This window comes from Fumia xinanensis (genome assembly GCF_014384905.1).
GTDB lineage: Bacteria > Bacillota > Clostridia > Oscillospirales > Ruminococcaceae > Fumia > Fumia xinanensis.
The window spans coordinates 24,994-44,368 of the sequence record NZ_JACRSV010000002.1 but is presented as its reverse complement, the minus strand read 5'-3'; the positions used below and the strand labels follow the sequence as shown (position 1 = coordinate 44,368).

Here is a 19,375-nt window from a genome sequence, read left to right as displayed (position 1 = left end):
CCTGAGAATCAGGTATAATTTTTACGACAAGCTGAAATATCATGGTAAAAGAGGAAACCTTATGAAAATTTTACGTGAACTGCTGATTATATTCTCCATTTGCCTTGTAGCACAGTTTATTTCCGAACTGCTTCCCATTCCCTTTCCGGCCAGTGTGCTGAGTCTAGTCATATTGCTTTTGCTGCTTCTTTCCAAGATGTTCAAGCCTCACTGGATTCAAAACCTATCCGGATTTCTATTAAAAAACATGGCTTTTTTCTTTATTCCGGCAGGAGTCTGCATCATTGAGCAATATACGGCATTAAAAGGGAATATACTGACGTTGCTGCTCATCTGTCTCGTTACCACGTTTCTCACTTTCACCGCTTCTGCGTACGCTGTAATCGGCACGATTAAACTAATGGAAAAAGTAAGGAGCAGGCACAATGGGTAAAATCATGGAATCCATCGTTTCAAATAGCTTGTTCGGCGTGACGCTGAGCATTTTGATGTACGCTGTCGGATTATTCCTCAATAAAAAGCTAAAAACGCCTGTATGCAACCCTCTCTTAATTGCGATTGCCCTGGTGATTGCAGTTTTACAGGTTTTTCACATACCTCTGGAAAGTTACCTGAAAGGCGGAGATGTCATTTCGATGTTTCTCGCTCCAGCTACAGCCGTTCTCGCCTACTCCATCTATCACCAGATTCATCTGCTCAAAAAATACTGGCTTCCCATCTTAGTGGGGTGCTTCGTCGGAGCTGTTACCTCCATCGGCAGCGTTTATCTGCTATGCAGGCTCTTTAAGCTGGACCAATCGCTTTTAGCCTCCATGCTGCCCAAATCCGTCACCACCCCCATCGCTATGGAAGTAAGTTCCGCACTCGGCGGTACCCCTTCTATTACTGTGGCGGCCGTCGTGGTAACCGGTATTCTTGGGGCCATGCTTTCGCCGCTGTTCGTAAAGCTCCTGCGGCTGAAAAACAAAGTTGCCATCGGTGTGGCAATCGGTTCCAGCAGCCATGCTGTGGGGACCAGCAAAGCGGTAGAAATGGGAGAAGCTGAAGGAGCCATGAGCGGCATTGCCATCGGCGTTTCCGGAATATTAACGGTACTCATTTCGTTATTCTTATGATAAAAATCAGCGGCCTTGCAAAATAGACAAGGCCGCTGATTTTTTCTTTGTTTTAGCTAGTTAACGTTTCCAGGCACCGGTCGCATCGATACGGTATCCATCAATTGTCGTATTGGAAGCCATTTTTCCATTGGGATAGAGGTAATAACAACGATTTCCTATCCAAGTCCATCCGGTTGCCATCGCACCGGACGGTTTGAGATAATACCAAGTACCGCCCTCTTTGAGCCAGCCTGTTTTCATAGCACCGCTGGCGTCCATAAAGTACCAGGTGTTCCCCACCTGTAGCCATCCGGCCGCCATTGCGCCGGAAGCTTTCAGGTAGTACCACACATTGTTCAGCTTCAGCCAGCCGGTCTTCATGGAGCCGGAATCCGTCAGATAATACCAGGTTTTGCCGACTTTTTGCCAGCCGGTTGCCATCACGCCGTCGGACTTGAGATAGTACCATGCACCTTCCACTTTTGCCCAACCGGTTTGGTATTTTCCATCCACGCCTTTCAGCTTCCAGAGACTCCCAGACTTTTCCCAGGTGGGGACGGCGGGTGTCGGCGGGGTGACGGGCGTAGTCGGTTTTTGTGGTTCCGTTGGTTTTATCGGCTTCGTAGTGGAGCCTCCTCCGGACGGCAAACCTCCCCCGCTGCTGCCCCCACTGCCTCCACCACCTCCGCTGGGCACCCAATTAGCCCATACGGTTACATTTGCGTCCGGCATGGTGAGATAGGTACGGGCACTGTCGGAACGGTCAAATTTCACTGTGCCGTTTGTGGAACTCCACCCGTCAAAGACATATCCGGAGCGGCTTCCCGCATCAATGCGGACGCGCTGTCCCGCAGTATAAGCGCCTTCCCCGCTGTTGGATGCGTAGCTGCCGTTTACCGTCAGAAAATAGTCAGAGGAAGGGGTCACCGTGATCTTTAAATTGACCAAAGCGGTATTTCCCTGATGGGTTGAAAAGATGACAAAATCTTCATAAACACCAGGATCTAGATATTGACTGGGATTGACATGGAATGTTGCAGTAGAGCCTGCTGAAATCTGGATGCCGTTTGTAGGAAGTTCCAAATCAATATCAAAATCATGTGGAAAACCCGCTACCCATACTTCTTCGGTGCCAATATTCGATATGGTAATCTCTCTTTGTAATACGGATGACAACTGATTTTGGGGACAGGTTCCAAAATCGATGACCGCCGGGGCCGCAGTAATGGCGTATGCTGCATCCGTTTCTTTAATTTCGACAACGGTTGGATAACCATTTAACAGATCTGTACGTTTTAAGCGAACTTCATAAGTTCCGGGGGCAAGGTTCGGAATAGCTCTTCCATTCACTGTTTTCCAGTTTTTATCAGCAGTGTTCCGATATTCAACATCATGATCGTCCATATATCTTCCCGGCAAGTAAAGCGTCCCCATCTTTCCAGGAGCGTCAGGATTCATGACTTCTACCAATGGAGAAAGATATACATCCGATAAAGAAATAATTTGATAATCGCTATTGGCAATTTTATCATCCGTACTGATATTCTGTACCAATATCTGTCCCACAACCAGATCTCCAATATTCAAAGTCGCACTTGTTCCCGTAATAACGTTCCATGTTGCCCCTTCATCCTGGGAATACTGCATGGTGTCCGTAACATTGGAAAGCACTAGCGTATAGGGATCAAATAAAGCTTCCGGGGTGGGAAGCTTGCCCCCCTTCATCATCCAATCCGGCAGGTTGCTGGATTGATGATAACTGGTTTTTCCCTCAAACACTTTGAGGGTAGGCAGCTTATTGTCTTCATAGTTCCAAGCGGAGTCGTTTTGAAAAATATCGGAAAATTGATGACTTAAAATTCCGTTTTCGCAGGTAATATCTTCTCCATCGGTTTCTTTGGGATTCGAATCAATATACAAGTCCAGAAGATTCGTTTTATAATAAAGGCGCATATCTTTCCAGGCAAAATTATCATACCCGTTTCCGGAAAAATTTCCTCCTACACGACATACCGCATATGCATCATTCGCCGTCCTCACAATCTGCCCTAACGATACATTATTCGCAATTTTCGGATTCATTCCCCAGTTGCCGTAATTTGAAGTAATGCCGCCCGCTCTGGAATCATTATTAGGATTTGGATCCGTAGACTCCACATTGGCAGTGGAATATGTATTGACAAGTTCTTTTCCAAAATTACAAGATCCTACGATACCACCCGCTTGATAAATACCCGAGATTTCAGCGGTACTATAGCAATTTTTGATACTGCCGCAGCTTTCAGGGTCATCTACTCCATCATTATCTGAGTCAGATATAGAAGTGTCTATCGTAAGAACCCCGGCTATTCCGCCTACTTGGCCGCCTTTTATAGTACCGGTGCTAAAGCAGTTTTCGATGTCACCCGCCATGGCGGCAACCACTGCTCCAGCACTGTTCAAAGCGTCGATGCTGCAGTCGATCACGCCAAGATTCTGAATTCTACAGGATCCACTGCCCCATCCGAACAAGCCGGCAACGCCTTTCTCAGAATCGACACTTTGTATCGTCAGATTTTTGATGACATACCCATTGCCGTCAAAAGTACCATGAAATGCGTTTTCATCCCATTCTCCTTCTCCTATGGGCACCCAATTTTCCCCCGCCAAATCGATATCCGCCGTCATTTGATAGTAACTGTCTTCGTTGTTCGTATACCCTTTGGGATTCACACCTCCATTTACAAAGGTGGCCAGCGCCTTCAAATCCTCTTTGGTACTGATCAAAAAGGGCGCTGACTGCGTTCCTACCACTTTGTCCGATTCCGTCACCTCATCATTTGTAAATTCCTGGTTATTACCATTTTCAAAAGCACCATTGGGCACTTCCGGTCCCTGGGCAAAAACCGCCGAAGGAACTATGGTGAAAACCATTGAAAGGGCAATCAACATCGATAAAAAACACCTATTTTTCATTTCGTACCTCCCATTCTTTGAATGCAAAACGCATTTCATTGTCCATTAAGAATAATCATTTTTATATACTAATTTTTTATTTATAAATAAAACAGGTAAAATTTTGAAAAAGTTTCAAAATTTTACCTGTTTGTGTGAAATATTTTATTAAATTCAAACTAATCCTTGAGTCCCGACGCGCTGATTCCCTGTTCAAGATACTTCTGACCGAACAGAAAGATCAGTAAAGCTGGAATGAGCATAATGACAGACGCCACGATAGACGCACCCGCATTGTCCGTCGTCACAGTAGGAAGGTAAAGAGACAAAGGCCAGCGGGTCTGTTCTTTCAAAAAGACCAGCGGCTGCTCCAGCGCGTTCCAATACTCCAGAAATCCCAGCACCACAGCGGAGAGAATGCCGGGCGCCCCCAACGGGATTCCGATGTGCCAGAATGTAAGGAGCGCCCCCGCTCCGTCCAGCGAAGCCGCTTCCATCAACGATTCCGGGATGGCGGCAAAAAAACGCGTCATCACAAAGACGGGAAAGGTGGACACCGCCCCCGGTACGATGATACTCCATATAGTGTCGATAAGATGCAGGCTATCCAAAACAAGATAGTTCGACACCATCGTCACCTGAAAGGGCATCATCATGAGAATCATGTAGAGGGAAAACAGCGCTTTCCTGCCTTTAAACCGGTAGCGCCCAAAGGCCCAGGCAGCGGGTGCGCCGATGAGCACCTGCCCCAAAATGATCGGGAAAACCTGAATGCAGGAGTTCCAGAACATGGTGAAAAACTGGGGTGAATCCACCAGCAGCTCCACATAAGACCGAAAGGTGGGGTACTGAGGCAGCAGCGGCCAAAGGGCGTAGCCGGTCTTTCCCGTCTTCAGGATCGGAGCCAGATTTTCTCCCATCTCCTGGGAGCCCATAAAAGAACCGGAAATCAGCAGCCAGAGAGGCACCCAAATCGTCAAGGCAAGCAGGAGCAGCAGGGCTCCCATGAGAAACCGTCTCTTTTTCATTGGGACTCCTCCCTTCCAAGAAGCCTTTGCAGCAGCAGGATAACTGCGAAGACGACAAGCGCCATAACGACCGCTCCGGCGCACATTTTATCGATGTCCAGAGAGGCAAACCAGTTGTTGAACAGGTGCTGGAGCATGTAAATGCTCTTGTCGGGGTAGGCTCCAGCGATGAGATAGGCCTCCCGGAACACCTTAAAGGAGTTGAGCAGCGAAAGCACTGCGGTGGTAAACACCGTCGGCATCAGATTGGGCAGGGTGATGCGAAAAAACCGCTGCACCGCCCCCGCTCCGTCGATCTGCGCCGACTCATAAAGGGCGGGTGGGATTCCGCTGATACCCGAGAGCCACAAAACCATGTCGTACCCGACATTTTTCCATAGGTAGGTGAACACCAGCACGAAAAAAGCGAACTCCGAATGAATCCAGTCGATGGGAGCAAGTCCCGCCCATTCCAGCACCGCGTTTAAAAGCCCCTGCTTTTCAAACACCGCCTTCCAGAGCAGCACAATGGACGCCACCGGAATGGCCATAGGGAGTAAAAAGGAAGTTTTGAAAACGCCACGCTGTTCTTTGAAAGCACTGACAATCAATGCCAGCAGCAGGGAAAATATGAGCAGAATCGGAATGCATACCAATGTAAATTTGATGGTGTTCCACCCGGCCAGCCGAAAAGCATCGTTATGAAACAAGACAATATAGTTTTTCAGTCCCACAAACTGGTTGCTCATAGCCGAAAAAAAGGAGCGGCGGACGACATCAATGAAAGGAATCAGAATAAAGACCGTCACCAATACGAAGCTGGGGGCGAGAAAAATATAAGGGACGAAGTCCCGCTTTTTACCGGCCAGCCTTCCGTTTTCAGCTTCCTTCTGCCGGAAGATTCGTTCCGCTGCCACCCGGATTCTCGGTGCCAAGCTCATCTTCATCCAATTCCCCCTTTCTCATTAAATGTTAAATGCGATTCAAACAGGCCGACAGCATATAAACTGATTAAAATGGCTGGAACCGCCAGCCAGAATCCTCTGTTTTGAGAAACGCCGCCGACCGCACCGGAAAAAAGAGACGCGCCAAATGCCGCCGCGAACCAAATTCCGCAGCCGAGGCCCAGCCCGTTGAGGCTCCGAGCTCTCAGGCGGCGCACCATCGGCACCGACAGCACCGCCCCTGTCACCGAAAGAAGCGTTCCCGTCAAAGCGGCCGACCAAACTTGCATATCCCGCGCCGTAAGCGACAGTCGGAGTGCCGTGCCCAGGCTGTTACTCGAGTTTTGAAACAGTTTTCCCCAGTAGTCGAAATCCGACCATTTGGTGGGAATCAGATTTTGAGGCAAGCCCATAAGGTTTCCAGCCCAAGCGGAGAGAAAAATCGCCCCCCCAGCCAGAACTAAAAAAGCGATGAAGAGCAGCGGTGTAAATCGGAGGCGGAAACATTGCCGCAGCAGCCGGTAGACGAGCCAAATCACAAGAACCGCGGCAGGAAGTGCCGATAAAAAGTTGACGAGCCACAAAAGCAGCGACATATCCAGAATATCGCCTATCGGTAAACTGTACCGGGTCATAAAATTCCGGGCGTCCTCAACCATATTGCTCCCGCCTTCCGTAAAGGTGAGGAGCAGGGCGGGATAAAGGTCTTCATCGTCCGCCCCGCCCTGGACGAACACCAAATTTTTACAGCCCTCGAACACGCCCCGTACAGTGTAAGATACTCCGTTGTAGACGAGGGTTTTCCCCAGCACATCGCCGCTTCCCCACAGTGACTGGGCCACATCCTTGCTCACAGCGCAGCCCTGGAAATCCCCTTTCGCGGGCAGGCTGCCCCTAGACATCGATACCGGCATCAGCGAACCGCCGTCGCCGAAAAATTCCAAGACATCGGCGATGCCGGATCGAAACGTCCCATCGGACAGGGGCTGATTCCGCTTTTCCCTCCATAGGGTCAGCTCCGGAAAAGAATCGTTCCCATCCTCTTTCCCGTATCGGACAGCCCGGCTCACCTGAGCGGGACTGACGCCCGCCCCTTCCACATACCGGACGCTCACGTCCCCCGACAGGCCGGTAAGCCTTTGCCTTAAGGTCAGGTTCCCGCTCCAACATATGACCAGCAACAGAAGAAGAATCAGTGAGGACACTTGTTTATTGATCTTTGCCATTGAGACGCACCTTATCCCCTTCTGAAATCGGTTTGTTACTGTCGGTGATAACTTTGTCCTCCGGCATCAGGCTGCTCTCTACCGCCATTTTTTCACTGTCCTTATCCACAACTTGGACCGGAATCCGCACCGCAGTCTGGACATTGCCCATGACGGTTTTCTTTTCCTGCATGACCAGTACGAAATCACCCTTTGCGTCATTACGCAGAGCGGAAAGGGGCAGAACGCTCCAATACTGCTTGCTTTGCCGGGTGATTTCCATCGAGGCCGTTCCCACACTAAAGTTTCCTTCTCCTAAATGGGCCGTCACGGTCACATTGCCTTCCTCGTCGGTGGGGCTGACGGCGGTAACTGTCGCGTCGGCTGTCCCACTTTTGCCGTCGGCGGTGTAGCTGAGTTTTCCCTTGTCGCCCACGCGCAGGTTCTGGGCCTCTTTTTCCGGAAGCTTGGCAGTGAAGGCAAATCCCCTGTCCTTCCGGGAAATCACCGCCAGCTTCTGGCCTTCCTGTGTGATCCCTGTCTCGCCCAAAATCGTCACGACGCTTCCGTCGATGGGAGAGACGAGGATTCCATCGTTTTCGGCAAGCATTTCCAGCGCTTCCAGTTCTTTTTCTTTCACACGCCGCTCTGACAGGTAGCCTAATTTTTCAATCTGAGCCTGCTGACGGTTTTCCATGCTGGATTTCCGCTCAGAATCCGCCTTGTTTTCCGCTTGGGTCACGCCCCGGTCGGCGCTGTCCACCGACCGTTTTGCGGAAACGAGCTGGGTTTCCAATCCGATCCCCGCGTCCTCAACTGCCCGCTTTGCGTTTTTAACGCCCTGTTCTGCCGAATCAATCGCATTCTTCCCCGCGATGACGCTTGCCTCTTCGCTTACATCCTTATCCGTTTTCGCCTTGCTGAGAAGCTCTTCTTTTTCCGCGGCGTCCGCCTCTGCCTTTTCTACTTTTTTGTCCCAGCGGGCCGTCACTCTTTTCAGCTCTTCCCGGGCTTTGCTGACGCTCTGCCCGGAGCTTGACATACCCTCTTCCGCCGCGTCCAAAGCCCGTTTTGCGTCCTCATAGCTTTGGAAGGCACTGTCCACAGCGTCCTTCGCCGCCGCGATGGCATCCGCGTCGCCGGATTCCTGGGCTCTTTTCAGTTCACTTTTTGCCGCGTCCAAAGTATCCATCGCCCGATTCAGCTGTGCTTCCGCATGGCTGTAAGCCTGGCTTTGGCCAGCTCCGGCCTGTTTGGCGTTTTCGATGCCGGCCTCGGCCGAATCGATAGCGTCCTGGCGGGATTCCTTGGCGGCCTCCAACGCTTCCTGCGCCGCCTCCAGCTCCTCTTCCGCTTTTTTGACCCGTTCTTTCAGCGCTTTGGACTCGATGTCTGTCAGCTCGGCCTTTGCCTTTTCCAGCGCGTCTTCCGCTTCTTTGAGGTCCTCCTCGGCCCTCTGAACAGTCCGCTGGCCGTTTTCCTTAGCAGTTTCATAGTCCTCCCGAGCGTTTTGGAGAGTGAGTTTCGCTTCAGCGATGAGCGCAGCACTCTCGCTGGTGTTTCCTTTGTCAGCACTCTGGATTTTCAGGTCAAGCAAGCTGATCTCCTGCCGGAGGCTCTCGAGCTTTTCCTGCACCTGCTCTGTATTGAGCTGTATCAGTGGATCGCCCTTTTTTACCTGCTGTCCCGCGGCGGCCTGTATCTTTTCCACGTCGAGGCCGGCCGGAAGGTTCACATTCACGTCCCCCAGCGCCTCGATATTTCCCGACGCGTTGACCCGGTCGGTGAGAATGCCGCTCTGAACGCCCTCGGCACCTACTTTTGCCACGGTTGCCCCTTCCGCCATTCTGGAAAAAATAGTGAGGAGCAGCATCAGGGCAAAAAAAATCGCCAGCGCCTTGACAGCCGTTCTCTGTGTCTGCTCCTTAAACCGGGACGGGGGGCGTTCCCCCGTCTCCAGCCTCACCTTTTCCCGGGACAGCTGTTTTTGCAGTTTTTCAGCCAGTGAAAACCGCATTTTTATCACTCCGATCGATAGATTTCTGTATTTTCAATAATCTTTTTCGCCGCTTCCTGAGGGGCCAGTGTCCCCTTGAGAATATCGCTTTCTAAAGCGAGGACTGTTTCTTTGACCACATAGTCCACAGCGATAGGGGTTGTGAGGTTGTTGCAGAGTTCCATAAAGCCCAAATCTTTCCCCTGCTCCAATTCCATGTCTTTGATAAACCTGTCAAAGCCCTTCTGCATGGACTTTTCATTTACAGGCAGGCCATCGCCCAGATTTTGATCCTGAACCCTGGCGGAGAGGAGCGTCTTGACAAACTCTTTTGCCAATTCCTGCTGTTTTCCGGAAGAGACGACGCCGATGCTGCACTGGGGCGTATATTCGTTTTTACCAAACAAAGAGCGTATTCCAACGTTCTCCACATCTTGAATATTTCGGAAAATAAAGCCCAGAGTCGCCAGGCCGTTGATCTGCTCAATATCGGTTTTTACCTTGCCCTGTCCAACGTCCATAGCCCCCATGGGCACAATTTCGCCGTTTCCGTCTGCTGTCGTGGAGGAAATCATCACGGCGCCGCTCATGCCGCTCTCACCACCAGAAGCTTTTGCGTTTTGATAGAGATTCTGGATATCCGTCAGGAAAGAAGTGAGTTTTGCTTCATCGATGTTTTTGCCGGAAAGCCAGTCGTTAACAAAGTAGTCGTAATATTCAGACAGAAGGCTTTCCCCGGCAACGCTGTCCGGTGTACGGAAAGTCTGGACGGTATCGGGATCGAAGGGTTTTGCCTGATTGGCCGCGTCAGTCAGGGACTGCAGGGAATCCATCGCAGAATTGTCCCCGACCATTACGGGAATGGTAAATCGGGACGGCACACCGTAAACTTTTCCCTCCCGCTCAAAAGCTCTCATCAAATTGGCATACAATCCTTCCGACCCGGTCAAGTCTTTGACGAGGCCGCTGATATCTGCCAGTACGCCTTTTTCAATGTAAGATTCTACCGGCAGTCCGTCCAGCAGCAGCAAATCGGGGGCTTTGCCCGCCAGCAATTCGGTGTTCAGCGCTTTTATGACGTCTTCCACCGTCACGGAAGAGTCGTCCTCCATTGCCACTCGGTAGTTGATGCGGACGTTTGGATTTTGACGCTGGAATTCGCCGATTGCCTGCCGGATGGTGGTATTCCGTTTGAGGCCGAAAATAGTCAGCTCAGTGTCAGGGCTGGTAGGGGTGTCGGCACTGTATGTATACTTCATAACCTGGGTTTTGGAGTCGTCACCGCTATCTATAAAAATGCCGTAATAGACGCCGGTTTCGTCGGAAATCATCTGCCAAAGCGCCATGGTGGGAATATTCATCGATGTTAAGCCCCCGTCGATGACCCGTTCCCAAATGCTTCCACCGTTGGAAATACGGCTCAGGCCGCTCGAATCCGCCACAAATATGCCATCCTTGTCGATTCCCAGATAAGTGCCCCAGGAGATACCGTCGTACTCGTATTCATGGCTTATATTGCCGGATTCCAGGTCATATTCCACGATTTTGGACATATCACTATTCAAGGTGATTAAGGTGTTCTGATATACCGCTACTTGCCGGCCTCCCATGGCAAATTTCTGCAAAAGACCGCCGTCTGCGCCGCTGTAACGACAGATTTCTCCGCCGCTGTAGGGATAAGAGATAAGGAAATCGCCGTTTTCCAGCACAAAGAGGTTTTCGGGCGAAATGCTGTCCGAACCGGCAAATGAAATTTCGCCATCTTCCCCTTCGTCGGCCAAGCTGACGCTTCCGTTTGTCACCGTAAAGGAACCCGGCGTCCCAGACTCTCCTTCGGATTTGCCTTTCTGCTTCCATTCGGGAATCAAAATTTCATTAAATGTTTTTCCGTCTGTAGATTTCACGAGATGAGGCTCATTTTGCGCATCCTGGTAAATGGCGTAAACAGCCCCGTCCGGCCCTTGGGCAATATCATTGACGTTGTTGCCGTCCTGAGCCAATTCGCTCAGCCACTCCACCTTGGCAGTCTCGATATTGCTGCCGCCTTTTGAAAGAACTCCGCTGAGGATGTGTCCAGGAGTCCCATCCATACTGTATAGGGAATAATAAAAGCTAATGTCCCCGTTTTCTTTTAGTTTTATGCCGCACATCCGTCCGGTGTCGTCGAACTCGTGGATCTGCTCTTCTACATAGCGCCCCATGGGTTTATCAGATTTTTGACTGCCGCCTCCGCAACTGCTTAAAAGCAGGCACAAGGATAGTCCCGCGCTGATAATCTTCAGTAAATGTTGTTTCATATCCATTCTCCTTTTGCTGATCGGTTTCTCTATGACGCATTCATGATACTCCTGCTTTCTCTAAACAACCTCAAAGACTTTGTGAAGATTTTTTAAATGGTGTTCTCGATTTATTCCGATTTTTCTGCTATACTTTTTACTAACAACAAGAAAAGGATTTTTATAATGAGGATTTTGATAATAGAAGACGACAAAGACCTGTGCGAAGCGGTGGGAATTCACCTGAACCGGGAGGGCCATACAGCGGATTTCTGCCACGACGGGGAAGACGGGCTGCACTTCGCCCTGCAAAACGCCTATGACCTGATTTTGCTAGACCGGATGTTGCCCGGCCGGGACGGCATTTCGGTTCTTTCCGCCCTGCGGGGGCAAGGCTTTTCCACACCTGTACTGATGATCACCGCCCGGGACGGCATTGGAGACCGGGTGGATGGATTGGACGCAGGGGCCGACGACTATCTGGTAAAACCCTTTGCAGCGGCGGAACTACTGGCGCGGATCAGGGCCCTTTCCCGCCGCCCTTTGCAGTGGGAAAGCGTACATAAGTTAAAGCTGGGCGATATCGAATTGGATTTGGAACTCTGTATTTTAAACTGCCGCGCCCAGACCATCACCCTGTCCAAACGGGAATCACGGCTTTTGGAGCTTTTCGTGCGCAACCCCGGACAGGTGATGACCCGTGAGCTGCTGCTGGCCCGGATCTGGGGGCCGGATGCCCCAGTGGAGGACGGAAATCTCGATAACTACATTCATTTTCTCCGCCGTCGGCTCAAATCAGTGCAAAGTATAGTGAAAATTACCACGATACGAGGGGTAGGATACCGTTTGGAGGTGCCTCCATGCTGAAAAAACTCCGCCTGCGGCTCACCCTCCTCGCCACCGTCCTAACGGGCGGAGTCCTGCTCATCATGACGTTGATAGCCCTGTCCATCTCGGAAAAGGGCCTCCAGACCAGCAGCGAAAATGCTTTTCAGAGCAATTTAAACTCCATTATTGTAAAGCTCCAAAATGATCAGGTGGTAGCCAACTCCTGGCTCGCCCAAATGGAGTCGTCGGAAGAGCTCATCATTTCCATTTCCGATTCTGATTCCCCTTTGCAATTTCGGGGGAGCTGGTCGCCCCGAACCGACCGGGCCATCCTCATTGAACGGGCTCAGGAAGCAGGAAAATCAGCGGGAATTGATGTGCATATTCCTCCTTTTTCGGTGCTGGAAGCGAGCAGTGTCACCGTATCCATAAAGGGAGACAACGGGGACAACTATCTGGGAGCCGTAGCTGTCATTCCTTCCCACGGCGGCTGGCAAGGCCTCACCCTGCTAAAAGACATGTCGGCACTCTCTTGGAGCTTGACCGTTCAGCGCCTCTCCTTCGGGGCACTAGTGCTTTTAGGGATCGTCCTTCTCTGGTTCCTCTGCTGGTATTTCACCGGCAAGGCCCTCCGTCCCATCCAAGAGAACGCCCGGCGTCAAAACGAGTTCATTGCCGCGGCCTCCCATGAGCTCCGTTCCCCCTTGACCGTCATCCGCACCAGCGCCTCCGCCCTGAACCCCGGCGAATCCCAGTCGCCCCAGCTCATCGCCAATATCGAAAAGGAGTGCGCCCGCATGGCGCGACTCATTGACGATCTGCTGATTCTGGCGGGCAGTGATGCCAAAACCTGGTCTATTCGCACCGAAACGGTAGACCTCGACACCCTGTTGCTGGAGACAGCGGAGCTGTTTTACCCCTTGGCTCAGCAAAAGGGGATGGCGCTTTGCCTCAGGGTGCCGGACGAAACACTGCCTCTTATACATGGGGACGAGCAGCGGCTGAAACAAATTCTCACCATCCTTTTGGACAACGCCTTCAGCTACACACCGGCAAACGGCACTGTCACACTGAAAGCGGAAACCGAAGGCAAGCTGGTGGAAATTTCTGTTTCCGACACTGGCCCCGGCATCCCGTCAAAGCATTTGACCCACATTTTTGACCGGTTCTACCGTGGAGACGCCTCTCGGAAGGATAAAAATCATTTTGGATTGGGTCTCAGCATCGCCTGGGAGCTTGCAGCTCTCCATCAAGGTAAGCTCTATGTAAAGCAAACCGACTCTACTGGAACGACCTTTACCCTCCGTCTGCCGGCTCCATACAGGAAAGCAGAAAAATAATTTTCTTTGAGCCTCATATGATAAAAAACCGTCCTGTCATACAACAGGACGGTTTTTATGTTTTGATATTGCTTTAAAAAGAATTTTAGAGCGGTTTAAGCGATTCCCAGAAGCCGACCTACGGAAGCGACGATGAAGCAAATGACAAAACCTGTCACAGTGGGCACCAAGAAGGATACCCCCGCCCATTTCCAACTGCCGGTTTCCTTGCGGATGGTCAGACAGGTGGTAGAACAGGGCCAGTGCATGAGAGAAAACAGCATGGTGCAGACAGCCGTAATGATGGTCCAGCCGTTGTCGACAAGTAGGGTTTGCAGCTCAGAAAGCTGATCCAACTCGATGAGCGTTCCGCCCGCCATATAGGACATAATGATAATCGGAAGGACGATTTCGTTGGCGGGAAAGCCCAGGATAAACGCCATCAAAATGGTACCGTCCATGCCAAACAGAGAGGCGAAGGGATCGAGGAAGTTGGTGCAGAGGGCCAGTATCGTCTCGCCGCCTACTGAAATGTTTGCCATAAGCCAGATGACGATGCCCGCCGGAGCAGCTACCACAATGGCCCTGCCCAGTACGAATAAAGTTCGGTCAAAAATAGAGCGGACGATGACTTTGCCGATTTGGGGTTTCCGGTAAGGGGGAAGTTCCAAGGTAAAGGACGACGGAATTCCCTTTAATATAGTTTTTGAAAGAATACGGGAGAGGAGAAAGGTCATCAGCACACCGAGAACGATAACACCCACTAAAAACAGCGTAGACAAAACCGACGCTCCCATGGTTGCCGCCGCTCCGACAAAGAAGATGGAAATGAGGGTAATCAGGGTTGGAAATGCGCCACCATCCAAACGGCGACTTTGCTCCATACGACGAGTAGATGGCTGACAGTTCCCTACTCGCCGTCGATAAAAATATGGAGGTCTTTGCCATCCCAGACAATTTTCTTAACCATCAGCTTGATTAAGGTACGCTTTTCTTCAATCGTCAGCGTATGGAAATTGTCTTTGAAGCTGGATAACGCCGTGGACAGCATATCCACTTGGATTTCCCTGTCCGCTATGATGTTTACATCCTTTTGCAGACGGGCTTTTTCTTCTTTCATGGAAGCAAGCTCTTTGTCCAGCTCTGTAATTCTGGCATTTACACGTTCAATGAACGCAGCTCCTAAGTTTCCGTGTGACAGTGTGTGGATAAGATTGTCAATCTCACTGTTGCATTTTTTGATTTTATCATCAATGACCGCTACGGGGCTTTTTTGTGTCTGTCCTTGTAAATCACGTTTCAGCTTTTCCAGCAGCTTGTAGATACCGGAGTTCTCGTCCGTGTACTGCATGAGATATTCACAAACAATATCGTCTGCCTGCTGACCGTTGAGATTTTGACAATCGCATAAATCTAAGCCGCCACGCAGTTTGTTGTTACAAATATAATCGTAAAGTTCACGGTTGCCGCTTTTGCCGCTCCGCTGCTTTGCAAACATCCGGCTCTTGCATTTATCACAGAAGATTAAGCCGGACAGTAAGGAATAGTCATTGTGCATGATAGCAGGCTTCTTCCCAGTGGGGATATTGTCTTTCAAGATATTTTGAATTGCTACCCATTTTTTACCGGAAATACGCCCCTTGTGCTTACCGATTGCGACAATCCATTTATCCATATCCTGTCTTGGGGCACTTTTCTTTCGGTAATCACGCTTATTGTATGCCAGCAGACCGGATTTATTAGAACAATCGGTCTTCTCAAAGCAAACATCTGAATGATGTTCCGTAAAGTATTCCCATGCGTCTTCATCAGCGATACAGTAAACCGGATTTTGCAATATTTCCTTAATACCGATGGTAGAGAAAATCTTTCCTGTGCGTGATTTAATTCCCTGCTTGATTAAGTATTTGCTTACGCCGGATATGCTCCGAAGCTCTAAGAATTTTTCCAGAATACAGTCAATGGTTTTCAATTCCTCTGGATTGTCCTTTAGCTTGCAGGAAGTCTTGATTTTACCGTCAATGATGATTTCCTGTATCTTTTCAGAAGTAAATCCTGTTGGGGTAGTGCCGCCCAGCCAGCGTCCAGTTCTTGCCAGCATTAGCATATTGTCACGGACACGCTCTGCAATCGTTTCTCTTTCCAGTTGGGCGAAAACCGAAGCTATATACATCATGGCTTTTCCCATAGGCTTTGAGGTGTCAAATTCTTCTTTGATACAGATAAATGAAATATTGTAGCTGTTCAAGTCTTCAATCAGAGAAGAAAAGTCGCTGACATTACGGCTGATACGGTCAAGACGATAGCAGACAACGTATTCTGGTTTATTCAGTTTTATATCACGGAGCATTTGTTGGAATTGCGGTCTGTCCGTGTTCTTTGCGGAAAAGCCCTCGTCTTCATAAACGACGATTTCCGCATTATCCGATTCGGGGATTTTGGTTGAAATATACTCCCTGCACATTTCAATCTGGTTTTCAACGCTTTCCCCTTTGCCTGTATATACCGATTTACGGCTGTATATGAAGATTTTCAAAGGTTACTCACCATCCTTTTTCTGCTGCACATAGTCAGATAAAATCTTAGCGCATAGGTTGGAAAAGGTACGCTTGTCCTCTTTTGCCAGATTATCTAACTGCTGCTTTAATTCCTTTGGAATTGTTATAGGTACTCTCACGTTATTTTCAGAAACAGCCAAACTATCCACCTCCTTATATATAGTGTATCACAGTGTAACACTTTTGTCAAGGCGTTCAGTGATAAGCTGCGTAATTATTAGGCGTGAATGATTGTTTTAGTAATTGATTGTACGGTTAAAGTAAGAGTGCTATAATGTACAATATGTCTTTTATATCGGGAGGAATTATGAAAAAATACAAAGTAGATAGTTTATCAAAATACTTAGCTCTTATAGAAGAGAATATTATTTCTGATTTCATTTACAGAGGTCAAAGTGAACCATATTTTTCTATTCAAGCAAGTGGATTTAGACCTTATTGTGGCGGTTGGGATTCTGATATGATTTATGATATGCCCTATCTCCATACCTCTTTTTATAACAGGGTTATCGGACAACTTTCAGAAGATGAAAGAAAATATTTTTTGGCATTCTGTCAACATCATGGGATTCCAACCAATTTAGTAGATGTCAGTTATTCTCCATTGGTTGCGCTTTTCTTTGCTTGTGATGGTAAAAGTGAGAGAAAGTTTACATTAAGTGAATTTATAGGTGATATGTCCATTGATGATTTTGAAAAAGACGCCTCTTGTCAAAACACTTTTATTCATAATTTGATAAATCAAGTTAAAAAACCTTTCTATTCACAATACGCTCAAATTTACATGTTAAAGAAAGAACGTTTAATCAATGTTACTGATTTGATTGTAGAACTAAATGGAAGAAATTTATTTGATGTTTTATTAACTGACGAAATCTTAACGCTTAAACTTTTGAAGGCAATAAAAGAACATTTTAAATCTATCAAATGTGCAACACTAAATGTTTGGCTGAAAAATATTTTAGAAGAGTATGTAAAGATAAACGAATTGAATAGTTTTCTTTCGTTATCTGATGAATTGCATTTGGTAATAAAATCAGCATTGAAATCAGACGATATAGATTATAAAGATATATTTAGGGCATTGGAAAAGGATTATAAATTCGGGTTATTTCAAAAGGTTCTCGTCCATGAGCCATTAACATTCCAGATTGATTCTGATATTATCGCTACATTATACACAATTATATTGATTGAAATCTTAGATACACTCAAAAATGCACCTCAAAAAGTCAATATAGATTTAGATATATATTTTACGTATCAACCTCCACAACTTTTTGAAAGAATTTCTAATCAACAGAGCTTTTTCATTTATCAGCCATATTTATACACTAATGATGGAGTGTATAATTATTGTGAACTAAATATACAATCTATTAATGCCGATGTAATAATTGAAATAGATAACCATTCAAATATCTTGAAAGAACTACAACTTTTGGGAATAGATAAAGGCACAATTTATGGTGATATTGATAATATTGCAAAATCAGTTTTAAATTCTTCTGGAAAATTATTTAAAGTTTAAAGTTCAACAATCTATTATTTAGACGTTCAGCAATGGGCGTCTTTTTTCTTGCCCAAAATTCAGAAAGGATGTGATACCCATGCCACGGCAAGAACCGCAGGAGCGTTCCCCTCCGTATAACATCATGTAGAGATTCCGCCAGTCACGGGCTGGCAGAAATCCCCCTTATTCGGCTTGGCTACCCTATACCTGTCAGAATGGGATTTGTCAAGGGTGCGTAGCACAACGTCAACCCTTGATAAATCACAGGCAGACAGGTATTCTCCACGAAGCTGAATGAGGAACTAACAAAACCCATTAACCATCAATCATCAGAAAGGAAAGGTAAAAACATATGGAACTTAAATTTGTTATCCCGAACATGGAAAAGACATTCGGCAACTTGGAGTTTGCCGGAGAAGACAAGACAGAACAGCGCAGAATCAATGGGCGCATGACTGTACTCACACGCAGCTTCAATCTGTACTCTGACGTACAGAGGGCGGATGATATTGTCGTGATTCTGCCAGCCGAAGCAGGCGAAAAGCATTTTGATTTTGAAGAACGTGTCAAGCTGGTAAATCCCCGTATTACCGCAGAGGGCTATAAAATCGGCACACGGGGCTTCACAAACTATATTCTCCATGCAGACGACATGGTAAAAGCATAAGGAAAGAGAGGTATCTATTTATGAGATTAGCAAATGGAATCGTGATTGACAAGGAAGCAACATTTGGAGCGTTGAAGTTTTCTGCCCTCCGCCGTGAAGTACGGATTCAGAATGAGGATGGTACGGTATCGGATGAAATCAAGGAACGCACTTACGATTTGAAATCCAGAGGACAGGGGCGCATGATTCAAGTGTCTATCCCTGCCAGCGTGCCGCTGAAAGAGTTTGACTACAACGCAGAAGTGGAAATCATCAATCCCGTTGCCGATACCGTCGCAACCGCCACGTTTCAAGGGGCAGAGGTGGACTGGTATATCAAGGCGGATGATATTGTCTTGAAAGGAAAGCCAGCACAGCCAGTAGAAAATCCGCAGAATCAGCAACACATGAAAAAAGGATAATAAGCCAATTCTCTTACTATCCTTTTATTGATTAATATGGGAAGCCAGAATAAGGGTCATTATATTTATCTTGAACTTTATATTTGGCTTCTATTTGACTAAATGCTGTACGGAAATGAGTAAGTAATTCACTATCATTTTGGAGTTCCTCAACAGCCCACGGTTGTAGCATATAAGGAAAAACAGCATTGTTTAGATCAGACACAGCGTACTGATTTGTAGTTTCTATAATCACTATATTTTGTTTGAGCCATTTCACAGCTCCGTCATGTAATGGCAGTTCGCCCGTATGGTTGTCTTCCATATATAGACCATATACAATAGCTTTTTGGTAATCATCTAATTTTTGTAGTCGTTCTTTTGCAGTTGCCTTAAATTTTTTCATGGCGTGTTTGTGGCTAAAATATTTATAACCACCTATCACAACTGTGACTATAAGTATTGAAAAAGATATTAAAAATAACAGTCCTATGGCAAAGCCATATTTATTCCTGAAATCAACCATATACATTTTGGAAACTATGTTCTCTGGAAGAAACAGAACCATACCCGAAGCAAGCGCAAGCGCAAACATTATTTTTGTTGGTAATTTAAAAAAATCCGCAAGGTTAAAATCAAAATTCATTCTTT

General features: G+C 47.8%; 16 protein-coding genes and 1 pseudogene. 7 read left to right on the top strand and 10 right to left on the bottom strand.

What is annotated here, in order from left to right; translation table 11 throughout:
• Window positions 1–61: 61 nt before the first annotated feature.
• Window positions 62–433, top strand: a complete 372-nt coding sequence (locus H8710_RS06785) for a CidA/LrgA family protein (protein WP_249294756.1) — start codon at window positions 62–64, stop codon at window positions 431–433.
• A 4-nt stretch (window positions 434–437) separates the two neighbouring features.
• Window positions 438–1,115 carry an LrgB family protein gene (locus tag H8710_RS06780; RefSeq protein ID WP_249295307.1) on the top strand — a complete coding sequence of 226 codons (678 nt, stop codon included), beginning with the start codon at window positions 438–440 and terminating at the stop codon, window positions 1,113–1,115.
• A gap of 60 nt (window positions 1,116–1,175) precedes the next feature.
• Here H8710_RS06780 and H8710_RS06775 read toward each other — a convergent pair whose 3' ends face one another.
• The 6 genes from H8710_RS06775 to H8710_RS06750 all read right to left on the bottom strand — a co-directional run bounded on the left by H8710_RS06775 (window position 1,176) and on the right by H8710_RS06750 (window position 11,480).
• Entirely contained in the window at window positions 1,176–4,052 is a 2,877-nt protein-coding gene (locus tag H8710_RS06775; protein WP_249294755.1) for an InlB B-repeat-containing protein, read from the bottom strand.
• A gap of 158 nt (window positions 4,053–4,210) precedes the next feature.
• A complete protein-coding gene (locus H8710_RS06770; protein WP_249294754.1) occupies window positions 4,211–5,059 on the bottom strand; it encodes a carbohydrate ABC transporter permease in 849 nt (282 codons plus the stop codon).
• Window positions 5,056–5,985 carry a carbohydrate ABC transporter permease gene (locus H8710_RS06765; RefSeq protein WP_249294753.1) on the bottom strand — a complete coding sequence of 310 codons (930 nt, stop codon included), beginning with the start codon at window positions 5,983–5,985 and terminating at the stop codon, window positions 5,056–5,058. Before H8710_RS06765 ends, H8710_RS06770 begins: the two co-directional genes overlap by 4 nt.
• A complete protein-coding gene (locus H8710_RS06760) occupies window positions 5,982–7,208 on the bottom strand; it encodes an ABC transporter permease (RefSeq protein ID WP_249294752.1) in 1,227 nt (408 codons plus the stop codon). The genes H8710_RS06765 and H8710_RS06760 overlap by 4 nt, the downstream gene beginning before the upstream one ends.
• Entirely contained in the window at window positions 7,192–9,204 is a 2,013-nt protein-coding gene (locus H8710_RS06755; RefSeq protein WP_249294751.1) for a DUF5344 family protein, read from the bottom strand. Before H8710_RS06755 ends, H8710_RS06760 begins: the two co-directional genes overlap by 17 nt.
• A gap of 5 nt (window positions 9,205–9,209) precedes the next feature.
• Window positions 9,210–11,480, bottom strand: a complete 2,271-nt coding sequence (locus H8710_RS06750) for an ABC transporter substrate-binding protein (RefSeq protein WP_249294750.1) — start codon at window positions 11,478–11,480, stop codon at window positions 9,210–9,212.
• 165 nt (window positions 11,481–11,645) lie between these two features.
• Between H8710_RS06750 and H8710_RS06745 the strand changes: the two genes are divergently transcribed.
• Together H8710_RS06745 and H8710_RS06740 are read left to right on the top strand one after the other, a co-directional pair.
• Window positions 11,646–12,326, top strand: a complete 681-nt coding sequence (locus tag H8710_RS06745; RefSeq protein WP_249294749.1) for a response regulator transcription factor — start codon at window positions 11,646–11,648, stop codon at window positions 12,324–12,326.
• Window positions 12,320–13,627 carry a sensor histidine kinase gene (locus H8710_RS06740; protein ID WP_249294748.1) on the top strand — a complete coding sequence of 436 codons (1,308 nt, stop codon included), beginning with the start codon at window positions 12,320–12,322 and terminating at the stop codon, window positions 13,625–13,627. Before H8710_RS06745 ends, H8710_RS06740 begins: the two co-directional genes overlap by 7 nt.
• A gap of 95 nt (window positions 13,628–13,722) precedes the next feature.
• Here the strand turns inward: H8710_RS06740 and H8710_RS06735 are convergent.
• The 3 genes and pseudogenes from H8710_RS06735 to H8710_RS06725 all read right to left on the bottom strand — a co-directional run.
• Window positions 13,723–14,463 (bottom strand): annotated as a pseudogene (locus tag H8710_RS06735) (nucleoside recognition domain-containing protein); the annotation flags it as partial.
• 53 nt (window positions 14,464–14,516) lie between these two features.
• Entirely contained in the window at window positions 14,517–16,142 is a 1,626-nt protein-coding gene (locus H8710_RS06730) for a recombinase family protein (RefSeq protein WP_249294746.1), read from the bottom strand.
• Window positions 16,143–16,145: 3 nt separating this feature from the next.
• Window positions 16,146–16,304, bottom strand: coding sequence for a ribbon-helix-helix domain-containing protein (locus H8710_RS06725; RefSeq protein ID WP_021636470.1), 159 nt, complete (start codon window positions 16,302–16,304; stop codon window positions 16,146–16,148).
• A gap of 167 nt (window positions 16,305–16,471) precedes the next feature.
• Here H8710_RS06725 and H8710_RS06720 point away from each other — a divergent pair, with 167 nt between their 5' ends.
• The 3 genes from H8710_RS06720 (at window position 16,472) to H8710_RS06710 (ending at window position 18,745) form a co-directional block, all read left to right on the top strand.
• The gene (locus tag H8710_RS06720) at window positions 16,472–17,695 is read left to right on the top strand and encodes an FRG domain-containing protein (protein WP_249294745.1); all 1,224 of its coding nucleotides are present in this window, start codon (window positions 16,472–16,474) and stop codon (window positions 17,693–17,695) included.
• Window positions 17,696–18,029: 334 nt separating this feature from the next.
• Complete coding sequence (locus tag H8710_RS06715; protein WP_054354507.1) at window positions 18,030–18,344, top strand: YdcP family protein; 315 nt, start codon at window positions 18,030–18,032, stop codon at window positions 18,342–18,344.
• A gap of 20 nt (window positions 18,345–18,364) precedes the next feature.
• Window positions 18,365–18,745 (top strand): YdcP family protein, encoded by a 381-nt coding sequence (locus tag H8710_RS06710; protein WP_060470629.1) that lies wholly within the window; start codon window positions 18,365–18,367, stop codon window positions 18,743–18,745.
• A 31-nt stretch (window positions 18,746–18,776) separates the two neighbouring features.
• On the opposite strand, the gene H8710_RS06705 is transcribed toward H8710_RS06710, so the two are convergent.
• The gene (locus H8710_RS06705; RefSeq protein ID WP_054354505.1) at window positions 18,777–19,370 is read right to left on the bottom strand and encodes a superinfection exclusion B family protein; all 594 of its coding nucleotides are present in this window, start codon (window positions 19,368–19,370) and stop codon (window positions 18,777–18,779) included.
• Window positions 19,371–19,375: the final 5 nt, after the last annotated feature.

Coding starts and splice junctions, on each gene's coding strand:
- H8710_RS06715 (WP_054354507.1), top strand. CDS start 18,030: ATGGAACTTAAATTTGTTATCCCGAACATGGAAAAGACATTCGGCAAC.
- H8710_RS06740 (WP_249294748.1), top strand. CDS start 12,320: ATGCTGAAAAAACTCCGCCTGCGGCTCACCCTCCTCGCCACCGTCCTA.
- H8710_RS06755 (WP_249294751.1), bottom strand. CDS start 9,204: ATGCGGTTTTCACTGGCTGAAAAACTGCAAAAACAGCTGTCCCGGGAA.
- H8710_RS06720 (WP_249294745.1), top strand. CDS start 16,472: ATGAAAAAATACAAAGTAGATAGTTTATCAAAATACTTAGCTCTTATA.
- H8710_RS06750 (WP_249294750.1), bottom strand. CDS start 11,480: ATGAAACAACATTTACTGAAGATTATCAGCGCGGGACTATCCTTGTGC.
- H8710_RS06780 (WP_249295307.1), top strand. CDS start 438: ATGGAATCCATCGTTTCAAATAGCTTGTTCGGCGTGACGCTGAGCATT.
- H8710_RS06765 (WP_249294753.1), bottom strand. CDS start 5,985: ATGAAGATGAGCTTGGCACCGAGAATCCGGGTGGCAGCGGAACGAATC.
- H8710_RS06770 (WP_249294754.1), bottom strand. CDS start 5,059: ATGAAAAAGAGACGGTTTCTCATGGGAGCCCTGCTGCTCCTGCTTGCC.
- H8710_RS06785 (WP_249294756.1), top strand. CDS start 62: ATGAAAATTTTACGTGAACTGCTGATTATATTCTCCATTTGCCTTGTA.
- H8710_RS06745 (WP_249294749.1), top strand. CDS start 11,646: ATGAGGATTTTGATAATAGAAGACGACAAAGACCTGTGCGAAGCGGTG.
- H8710_RS06705 (WP_054354505.1), bottom strand. CDS start 19,370: ATGAATTTTGATTTTAACCTTGCGGATTTTTTTAAATTACCAACAAAA.
- H8710_RS06775 (WP_249294755.1), bottom strand. CDS start 4,052: ATGAAAAATAGGTGTTTTTTATCGATGTTGATTGCCCTTTCAATGGTT.
- H8710_RS06760 (WP_249294752.1), bottom strand. CDS start 7,208: ATGGCAAAGATCAATAAACAAGTGTCCTCACTGATTCTTCTTCTGTTG.
- H8710_RS06710 (WP_060470629.1), top strand. CDS start 18,365: ATGAGATTAGCAAATGGAATCGTGATTGACAAGGAAGCAACATTTGGA.